Origin of the sequence: Photorhabdus hainanensis (genome assembly GCF_018448965.1) — a bacterium.
GTDB lineage: Bacteria > Pseudomonadota > Gammaproteobacteria > Enterobacterales > Enterobacteriaceae > Photorhabdus > Photorhabdus akhurstii.
The window spans coordinates 82785-93058 of the sequence record NZ_RCWD01000022.1; the positions used below are offsets into that span (position 1 = coordinate 82785).

Here is a 10274-nt window from a genome sequence, read left to right on the forward strand (position 1 = left end):
ACTACAATTGCTAAATTTATCTTTTAATATACCATTTGGATGTTTGATAACAAAAGTTATCTTACCAGTTGAAACTAATAAGGTATCTAAATAATGGAAAGTTCGTTTACGCCTACCGAAGAATTACTGAATATTCGTGCAGCACAGCAAGCCAAATTAAATAAAGATATCCCTTATCAAGAGATCCTGTTGACTAGGTTATCAATGCACGTCCAAAGTAAATTGCTTGAAAACCGTAATAATATGCTGAAAGCTCAAGGAATCAATGAAACTTTGTTCATGGCCCTGATGATCCTTGATACTAAGGAAAGCCACAGCATTCAGCCATCAGAATTAAGTGCCGCATTGGGTTCTTCCCGTACTAACGCCACTCGTATTGCTGATGAATTAGAGAAGCAGGAATGGATTGAAAGAAAGGAAAGTCATAATGACCGCCGTTGCCTTCATCTTCATCTGACAGAACAAGGTACAAAATTTTTAAATAGTTTGCTTCCACCTCAACATGATTGCCTGAGAAGACTTTGGTCATGCCTTGACCAGGAGGAACAAAAACAGTTAGAAAAGTTAATGAGAAAATTACTGGTCAGACTTGATACAATGGGCGATTGTATCAAAAAATAGCTTGTTGTTTAATCGATCAATTTTTATCCAAACAACACTTTCTTGGTTAGATTGTTCGAAAAAATTTTCCTGTTAGCTAAGATGATATTTTCTGCAAAAAGCTAACTATTATTCTTCGATAACATTGGATCCTGTGTCATTCACCTTTCCAGTAGCGATGATATAGCGCTACTGGAAGGTGATCTGAAAAAAATAGTATTACTAGAAAATAAATAACAAGCATGGGGATTTACTATGAGCGCAAATGAGGAAATAGAAGTACAAGCGGCACAAGATCCAAACAGTAGCAAAAAAAGGCAACGCAGTCGTGCCTTAATGTTACTAACCCTTGTCTTCGCCCTACTCGGTGTTGCCTACTTTTTCTATTGGTTTCTCATTTTACGCCACCACCAAGAAACAGATAACGCCTACGTTACAGGTAATCAAGTTCAAATCATGTCGCAAGTCGCTGGCAGTGTAATCACCGTTAACTTTGATAATACTGACTTTGTGAAAAGCGGTAGTGTATTGGTACAACTCGATCCCCGTGATGCAGAATTAGCATTAGAAAAAGCAAAAACAGCATTAGCCAACAGTGTTCGCCAAACACATCAACAGATAGTTAACAGTAAACAGTATCAGGCTAACATCGTTCTACGCAGATCCGAATTAACCAAAGTTCGAAATGATCTTAACCGTCGTGAAATACTTAGCGTTCAAAAAGTCATTGGCAAAGAAGAGTTGCAACATGCACAGGAAGCCGTCGCCAGCGCCCAAGCCGCGCTGGATATGGCTATCGAACAATATAACGCTAATCAAGCAATTGTTCTGAATACGCCTCTAGAGAAACAACCTACCGTTGAGCAAGCTGCAACGGAAGTTCGTAATGCCTGGCTGGCGCTACAACGCACGAAAATAGTCAGCCCAATCGATGGCTATGTCTCACGCCGTAGTGTACAAGTTGGTGCTCAAATTAATAAAAATACTCCACTAATGGCGATAGTTTCGGCAAACGATATGTGGATCGAAGCTAACTTCAAAGAGACGCAAATTTCTGGTATGCGCATTGGTCAACCCGTGGAAATCACCAGCGATTTCTATGGTGGGAGCAAAGTATTTAGCGGCAAAATTACTGGCCTTGATATGGGTACCGGCAGCGCCTTCTCTTTATTACCCGCTCAGAACGCCAGTGGCAATTGGATTAAGGTTGTACAACGTTTACCCATCCGCATTGAATTTGATCCTGGGCAATTAGAAAAATACCCATTACGTATCGGTCTCTCGACTAAAGTCAGAGTAGATACTACAAATCCTGATGGACCCGTTCTGTCTGATAGAACACGCACGAAATCGGCTTATCACACCACGGCTCTGGCAATAGATATGTCTCCTGCCAATAAGATAGTTAATGACATTATTAATAGTAATGCTGGAAAATAATACCGGAGGCCAAGGTGACAAGACAGCCGCTTACAGGTGCCAAACTTGCATGGATGACCATTGCGTTATCCTTGGCAACGTTCATGCAAGTGTTAGATTCCACCATTGCTAACGTAGCGATACCCACTATTTCAGGTAATCTGGGATCATCAAATTCTCAAGGGATCTGGGTAATTACTTCTTTCGGCGTTGCCAATGCGATATCCATCCCGATTACTGGATGGCTGGCAAAACGCATCGGCGAAGTTAAATTATTCATCTGGTCAACCGCACTATTCTCCATCGCTTCCTGGCTATGCGGTATTTCCAACAGTCTTAACATGCTAATCTTCTTTCGGGTTATTCAAGGATTAGTTGCAGGTCCCCTTATCCCTCTTTCACAAAGCCTACTTCTGAACAATTATCCACCAGCCAAAGGAAATATGGCATTGGCGTTATGGTCACTCACGATTATTGTCGCGCCGATTTTTGGCCCTATTCTGGGTGGTTACATCAGTGATAACTACCATTGGGGATGGATTTTCTTTATCAACGTTCCTGTTGGTATAGCGATTATTCTGATTGCTATGCAAACGCTGAAAGGGCGTGAAACTCAAACAGAGATCAAACCTATCGACACAATAGGACTGATGTTGTTGGTTGTCGGCGTTGGTTGTTTACAAATCATGCTAGATCAGGGTAAAGAGCTAGACTGGTTTAATTCTACAGAAATTATCATCTTGGCGGTTATCGCAATCATCTCATTAGCATTTTTGGTGGTGTGGGAATTGACCGACGATAACCCGATTATCGACCTATCACTGTTCAAAGAACGTAATTTCACAATTGGCTGCTTCTGTTTGAGCTTAGCTTATATGCTCTATTTCGGCACAATTGTGTTATTACCTCAGTTACTACAGGAGGTGTTCGGTTATACAGCAACCTGGTCAGGTCTTGCATCAGCACCGGTAGGATTGTTGCCACTCATCATTTCTCCACTGATTGGTAAATTCAGCAATAGAGCAGATATGCGCTACATAGTGACGTTCAGCTTTGTTGTTTATGCCATCTGCTATTACTGGCGTGCATATACATTCGAACCAGGCATGGATTTTGCCGCAGTCGCATGGCCTCAGTTTATCCAGGGGTTTGCTATTGCCTGTTTCTTTATGCCACTCACAACCATTACCCTTTCTGGCTTACCGGCAGGGCGAGTGGCATCTGCATCCAGTCTATCGAATTTTATCCGAACATTGGCAGGTTCAGTAGGAACATCACTAACAACAACCATGTGGACCCAACGGGAATCAATGCATCATTCCCATTTTACCGAACACATCAACCCTTATAGCCCCGACACTCAACAGATTTATCAACAATTATCGGAATCGGGAATGAATAACCAACAAATTCCCGCTTATCTGGCAAAAGAGATCACCCATCAAGGACTCATAATTTCAGCGAATGAAATTTTCTGGCTCTCCGCCAGCGTATTCCTGATATTAATCGTACTCGTCTGGTTTGCGAAACCACCATTCACACAAGGAAGTAAAGAGAATATTGGCGGAGCGCACTAAATCTTAATAGCAAAGCGGGGAACATTACATTCCCCGCTTTTCCTATCAAACTTTATTCTGTCGCCACCATTCAGCCAGCATAATGCCAGTTGCAACAGAAACGTTCAGACTTTCGACTAAACCCGTGCCGCCAACAAACAAACTCATATCACCATGTTTCCAAGCACTGTCACTCAAACCATCACGTTCCTGACCAAGAACCAGAACCATTTTTTCCGGTAATTCAGCTTTAGCTAAATCGGTACTACCTTTATGGCTGGATGTCGTCACAATGGTGTAACCCGCTTGACGAAATTTATTCAATGTGGCGAGCAAGCTATCAGCATCAATACCTTTAATATGCTCAGCGCCACCTTCTGCTGTACGGATAGCCGCCCCCGACTCCAGCAAGGCCACATCGTGCAAAATCACCCCTTGCACACCGAAATGCGCACAGCTTCGCATAATAGCGCCAAGGTTGTGAGGATTACCCACATCTTCAAGAGCCAAAACACAATCTTTTACTGGAGCATCTTTCAGATAAGTCTCTGCATCCAAGCCGTTACGTTTCTTAATCAGAAAACAAACACCACCATGATGTTCAGTACCTGACACTTTTGTCAGTTCAGCTTCATCCACAACATGATAGGCTTTACGGTTAGCAGCCATCCATTTCAGCGCATTGCGGAAACGCGGTGTCACTGACTCAACAAACCAGGCACGCACTATCGCTTCAGAACGGTTTTTAAACATCGCCTGACAAGCATTTTCACCATAAATCCGGGTTTCTTCCATGCGCTGACGACGGAGCTGTTCAGGATCAATCTGGCTTTTCCCACTGATACCACCATGCTCTGATGGTAAAGAATCACTCTCAGGGCGTGACACTGTTTTCCAAGGCGATCTTTCACGCTCATTGACACGCGGAGAACGGGATGTGCGCTCACCGTCCCGACGACGCTGACCTTGATCGCGCCCTTTGCCAGACGGACGTTTGTTGCTGCTGCGGCTGTCATGATCGCCCTCACTGCGGACATACATCACTTTGACTTTGCCATTTTTACCACTGTATGAATCGTTCATTCGTTTCTCCAACTGCTTTATGGCGCGAAGATTACCTGATGTGCGCATCTTAAGCTACCTCTGACAACCATAATCCAATAAAATGCGTCCTTAATTTTCCTGCCTTCGGCGAGGCATGCCGTACTTGCTACGGAGAGCACAGTCAGGCCACCTGTTGAAACAGACACCCACCGAAGATATTCAAGCTACAGCCTGGGACCATTTTGGAACAAGCTGGCAATTTAATTGCTTCCCAGCAACCGCATCCGATAACGTAAGTCACAGCAATGATTTGCGAAATCAGCTACAGTTATCAATTAACCACAAATAAGGAGCCTCCTGATGAGCCAGCGCGGACTTGAAGCTTTATTACGCCCTAAATCCATTGCTGTAATTGGTGCCTCAGAAAAACCAGAACGAGCGGGTTCAGTTATGATGCGCAACCTGCTCGCGGGAGGCTTTGCCGGGCCAATACTACCGGTAACTCCCAATAGCCGTTCTGTCCAAGGGGTTTTAGCTTACCCTTCAATAGATAAATTACCAATCACACCAGATTTAGCCATTGTCTGTACTCATCACCATCGCAATTTGCCATGTCTGGAACAACTGGGGCAATTGGGTTGTAAAACAGTGATTATTCTTTCTTCACCAAAGCCTCAATTTCCTGAACTAAAACAGTGTTGCCAGCGCTATAGCATCCGATTACTAGGGCCAAACAGTTTGGGACTATTAGCCCCCTGGCAAGGGCTGAATGCCAGCTTTTCTCCGATTCCAATTCTCAAAGGGAAATTAGCCTTTATTTCTCAATCTGCGGCAGTCTCAAATACGATTCTTGACTGGGCGCAACATCGGGGCGTCGGATTTTCCTACTTTATCGCGTTAGGCGACAGTGTAGATATCGATATTGATCATCTGCTCGATTTTCTAGCTCGTGATAGTAAAACCAGTGCTATCTTGCTCTATGTAGAGCATATCCATGACGCTCGTCGCTTTCTTTCAGCATCCAGAAGCGCTTCCCGCAATAAACCTATCTTGGTGGTCAAAAGCGGCCGTACCAAGCGAGCACAGAAATTGCTTGGTGAACAGCAAAATCTGGATGCAGCTTATGATGCAGCAATTCAGCGAGCCGGATTATTACGCGTGCAAGATACGCATGAAATGTTTTCTGCTGTAGAAACCCTAAGCCATATGTCGCCTTTACGGGGGGAACGACTATTTATCGTCAGCAATGGAGCTGCTCCAACCGCAATGGCGCTGGATGAGTTATTCCGCCGTAACGGTAAGCTCGCAATATTAGGTGAAGAGACAACGAAGGCATTAAAAACACAATTACCAGAAACTATCTCCCTACATAATCCGCTGGATTTAAGAGATGACTCCACGGTGGACCGTTATATTGCTGCGTTAAAACCGTTACTAGACAGCCACGACCATGATGCCCTGTTGCTCATCCATTCTCCTAGCGCAATTGCCCCCGGTATTCAAACCGCCACCAAAGTCATTGAAACAATCCGTAAACACCCAAGGGGAAAATGGCTAACTATTTTTACCAATTGGTGCGGTGAATACTCTTCTCAAGAAGCCCGCCGCCTATTCAGTGAAGCAGGTATTCCAACTTATCGCACCCCTGAAGGGGCAATTACTGCTTTCATGCACATGGTGGAATATCGCCGCAATCAAAAACAATTAACAGAAACGCCCGCCCTCCCAGCAAACATCACCGCGAATACTGCACATGCCCATCAATGCATACAACAAGCGCTGGAACAAGGAAACTCTCGTCTAGATACCCATGAAGTTCAACCTATTCTGGCAGCCTATGGCCTCAATACATTGCCAACATGGATTGCTTATAACAGTGATGAAGCAGTCAATATTGCCCAACAGATCGGTTATCCTGTCGCTCTGAAATTACGCTCGCCAGATATCCCGCATAAATCAGAAGTTCAGGGGGTTATGCTCTATTTGCGAAATGCAAATGAGGTCAAGGCTTCTGCTCAAGCGATTATCGAACGTGTCAACCAGAATTTCCCACACGCAAGAATTCAAGGGCTGTTAGTTCAAAGCATGGCAAACCGTGCCGGCGCACAAGAGCTACGTATTGCAGTAGAACAAGATGAAGTATTTGGCCCACTGATTATGTTAGGTGAAGGAGGTATTGAATGGTCACAGGAAACACAAGTAGCCGTCGCGTTGCCGCCACTCAATATGGCATTAGCGCGATATCTGGTTATTCAGGCGATTAAAAGTAGAAAAATTAAGCTCAAGGGCTCTCCCCAATCATTAGACATACTAGCACTCAGCCGACTGTTAGTTCAGGTATCTAATCTGTTACTTGATTGTCCGCAAATTGTACGACTAGATATTCATCCGTTACTGGCTTCCGGAGACGAATTCACATTATTAGATGTTTCAATGGAATTGTCTTCGATAGAAGGTGATCCACGAACCAGATTAGCTATCCGTCCATATCCAGGCGAACTAGAAGAAACGATAAAACTCAGAGGGGATGCAGAATGCCTACTACGACCGATTCTGCCAGAAGATGAACCGTTGCTGAAAGATTTTATCGGCCAGGTTACTAAAGAAGATCTCTATTACCGTTACTTTAGTGAAATCAGTGAATTCACACATGATGATCTGGCAAATATGACTCAGATTGATTACGACCGCGAAATGGCATTTGTTGCCGTACGACATCCTAAAACGACTCCGGAAATTATCGGGGTTACTCGTGCCATAGCTGATCCTGATAATGTCGAAGCAGAATTCGCTGTGCTAGTGCGTTCTGACTTAAAAGGGATTACCCTTGGATATCAGCTTATGATAAAACTGATTAACTATACGCGAGAACATGGCATAAACCGCCTAAATGCTATCACCATGCCAGAAAACCGTACTATGATAAAACTAGCTAAAAAACTGGGATTTACCATAGATGTTCAATTTGAGGATAGCATTGTAAACTTATCCCTCGAACTTTAAACCAACTTCGTGATGAATCGCACAGACTTGAATCATTAGGCATTAGAGCGTTAAATCATGCTCACAATTAGCCAGACTAATGGTATTATCGCCAGATCATTTGATTCATTGCTTTACATAGTAGTCTTTTAGCCATCCAACATAAGAGAAAAAACGCACTGTGATGTTGTCTAAATTCAAACAAGCTAAACATCAACAACACCTTGCACAACTGCCTAAGCTACCTCAGTCAGTTGCTGATGTTAAAACACTTTATCAACCTGAAGTGTTCCGCAGCACCCTGCTGGAAAAAATTGCTAACGCTGAAAAACATATTTATATCATCTCCCTCTATCTGGAAAATGATGATGCAGGGAGAGATATCCTGAATGCACTTTATACAGCTAAACAACAACGTCCGGACTTGGACATTAAAGTGCTCGTTGACTGGCATCGGGCACAACGTGGACGAATTGGCGCCGCTGCAATGGTAACGAATGCCGATTGGTATTGTTCTATGGCAGAAGCTTATCCCGATGTGAAAATTCCAGTACTAGGTGTGCCTGTAAATACCCGCGAAGCACTGGGTGTTTTACATTTAAAAGGTTTTATCTTTGACGATACTGTGATTTATAGCGGAGCAAGCATTAATGACGTTTATCTCCACCAACATGATAAATATCGTTATGATCGCTACCATTTGCTTCACAATGCAGAACTTGCAGAAGCAATGAAACACTTTGTTGATAATTACATTATCGCTACAGGAGCGGTACAGAAACTGGATTGTAAGGATCGTCCTCGTATTCCTGAAATTAAAAACCTGATCCGTCAATTACGTTTTTCTTTGAGGCACACTACCTATAAAATAAATAACCAGGCAACGAATGATGAACTATCTGTCACTCCACTTGCCGGTCTGGGAAAGAAAAATCTACTAAATAAAACCATTAGCCATCTGATCGCCAGCACAGAACAAAAACTGATTATTTGTACTCCGTATTTTAATCTTCCAGCTATCATTGTTCGGCGGATTGTTAATCTACTCCGTAAAGGTAAACACGTGGAAATTATTGTTGGCGATAAAACTGCTAACGATTTTTATATTCCACCGGAAGAGCCATTTAAAATTATCGGCGCATTACCCTATTTATATGAAATCAATCTGCGCCGTTTCATCAGCAGACTACAGCGTTATGTTGACAACAATCAACTGACGATCAGGTTATGGAAAGATGGTGATAATAGTTACCACCTAAAAGGTGTGTGGGTGGACAATCAATGGCAATTGATTACAGGAAATAATCTCAATCCTCGTGCCTGGGGACTAGATTTAGAAAATGCTATTCTTATCCACGATCCTCATAAAGAAATGCAGGAGCAACGTACAGAAGAACTGCACTGTATCCGTACTTATACTACGGTTGTCAGTAATTATCAGGAATTGGACAGCATCCAGCTGTACCCAGTCAAAGTACGTAAACTTATCCGCCGTTTACGCCGTATCCGGGTAGACAGACTGATTAGTCGTATTCTGTAATTGAATCGATAAAGCGAATTATCTTTTCTAAATTAAATCTCCTGATATTGAATATATTTCGGGAGATTTTTTATCATCGATTTTTAATTTGATAAATTTCAACTCTCATTTATAACAAAATTTTATCGAATCATAATTCTCTAATATTCTCTTTATAAAATATTATTATCGTGGGTCATATGCCTTATTAATAATATGCTACTTTAAAGTTTCATATATTATACGATAAGGATAGTGGTTATTATAAAATTAATAAAACATAGCACTCCCTCTTTTCAGCTTTATTCCCAATAGCTGATAAAAATAAAACTCTTAGATTCAAATAATGAAATTTACTTTCGATACTTAAATACCCAGCAAGACTTCAAAAAATATCTTTTCATAATGATGTTTTAATTTCAATTAAATATTATACTCCAAAGAATATAGCCTTTTCGGGCAAGAAATTCATAGGAACAGATATATTTAAAAAAACCATCGATGTAATCCCATTTTGAAATATTATTTTACTTGCTTATATGCTTCGACTTTGATCTTATGGATACTCATCGTCAGAATGTTGAAGACATTAACCAGAAACATGGAAAATCTCATTAACTCACTACAGGTTATTTAAGCAGAGTTTTTACGGCATATGAGACAAAATCCCAAAAAAATCTCAACGATTATGGGAAGAACAACAACTTATATCATCTAAGAAGCATGAAAAAAACTTTGTCTCAAGGCAAATTCCGGTCAGGGGGAAACAACGATATACCGCTAAATACAAAACTGCCCACTATTAAGCTGGCAGTATGACAACTTTACAAATCTCATCGGCTTATAAACAACTCTTTAACCGTTCGCTTTGCGGGCCGTCTCGACTCGCGACGTTCAAATCCGTTCCCGACAGAGTTTGTCCTACATAATGCAGAGAGACACAGTAACCAGGTAATATAAGCAAACAAAGTGAGATATACCTCAATACGCAAAAACCCCCAGCTTACGCTGAGGGTTTCCACTGTATTTAAAGCCTGGCAGTGTCCTACTCTCACATGGGGAGACCCCACACTACCATCGGCGCTACGGCGTTTCACTGCTGAGTTCGGCATGGGGTCAGGTGGGACCGCCGCGCTATCGCCGCCAGGCATATT

At 42.4% G+C, this 10274-nt stretch carries 6 protein-coding genes and 1 rRNA gene; 5 read left to right on the forward strand and 2 right to left on the reverse strand.

All coding sequences use genetic code 11. The features are described from left to right. Window positions 1–93 precede the first annotated feature (93 nt). The 3 genes from mprA to emrB all read left to right on the forward strand — a co-directional run bounded on the left by mprA (window position 94) and on the right by emrB (window position 3596). Complete coding sequence (gene mprA / locus EAE92_RS14545) at window positions 94–621, forward strand: transcriptional repressor MprA (protein ID WP_036776777.1); 528 nt, start codon at window positions 94–96, stop codon at window positions 619–621. Window positions 622–855: 234 nt separating this feature from the next. Further along, complete coding sequence (gene emrA / locus EAE92_RS14550) at window positions 856–2040, forward strand: multidrug efflux MFS transporter periplasmic adaptor subunit EmrA (protein ID WP_214068581.1); 1185 nt, start codon at window positions 856–858, stop codon at window positions 2038–2040. Window positions 2041–2054: 14 nt separating this feature from the next. Continuing rightward, window positions 2055–3596, forward strand: coding sequence for a multidrug efflux MFS transporter permease subunit EmrB (gene emrB / locus EAE92_RS14555; protein ID WP_214068582.1), 1542 nt, complete (start codon window positions 2055–2057; stop codon window positions 3594–3596). A gap of 45 nt (window positions 3597–3641) precedes the next feature. Here the strand turns inward: emrB and EAE92_RS14560 are convergent, their stop codons facing one another. Next, the gene (locus EAE92_RS14560) at window positions 3642–4658 is read right to left on the reverse strand and encodes a tRNA/rRNA methyltransferase (protein WP_214068583.1); all 1017 of its coding nucleotides are present in this window, start codon (window positions 4656–4658) and stop codon (window positions 3642–3644) included. 321 nt (window positions 4659–4979) lie between these two features. Here EAE92_RS14560 and EAE92_RS14565 point away from each other — a divergent pair, with 321 nt between their 5' ends. Further along, the gene (locus EAE92_RS14565) at window positions 4980–7622 is read left to right on the forward strand and encodes a bifunctional acetate--CoA ligase family protein/GNAT family N-acetyltransferase (protein WP_214068584.1); all 2643 of its coding nucleotides are present in this window, start codon (window positions 4980–4982) and stop codon (window positions 7620–7622) included. 163 nt (window positions 7623–7785) lie between these two features. After that, complete coding sequence (pssA, locus tag EAE92_RS14570; RefSeq protein ID WP_036776794.1) at window positions 7786–9141, forward strand: CDP-diacylglycerol--serine O-phosphatidyltransferase; 1356 nt, start codon at window positions 7786–7788, stop codon at window positions 9139–9141. A 1011-nt stretch (window positions 9142–10152) separates the two neighbouring features. On the opposite strand, the gene rrf is transcribed toward pssA, so the two are convergent. Continuing rightward, window positions 10153–10268 (reverse strand): 5S ribosomal RNA (gene rrf / locus EAE92_RS14575). Window positions 10269–10274: the final 6 nt, after the last annotated feature.

Bases quoted from the DNA above. Each gene is read 5' to 3' on its own strand.
- EAE92_RS14560 (WP_214068583.1), bottom strand. From the start codon at position 4,658: ATGAACGATTCATACAGTGGTAAAAATGGCAAAGTCAAAGTGATGTAT.
- emrA (WP_214068581.1), top strand. From the start codon at position 856: ATGAGCGCAAATGAGGAAATAGAAGTACAAGCGGCACAAGATCCAAAC.
- pssA (WP_036776794.1), top strand. From the start codon at position 7,786: ATGTTGTCTAAATTCAAACAAGCTAAACATCAACAACACCTTGCACAA.
- EAE92_RS14565 (WP_214068584.1), top strand. From the start codon at position 4,980: ATGAGCCAGCGCGGACTTGAAGCTTTATTACGCCCTAAATCCATTGCT.
- mprA (WP_036776777.1), top strand. From the start codon at position 94: ATGGAAAGTTCGTTTACGCCTACCGAAGAATTACTGAATATTCGTGCA.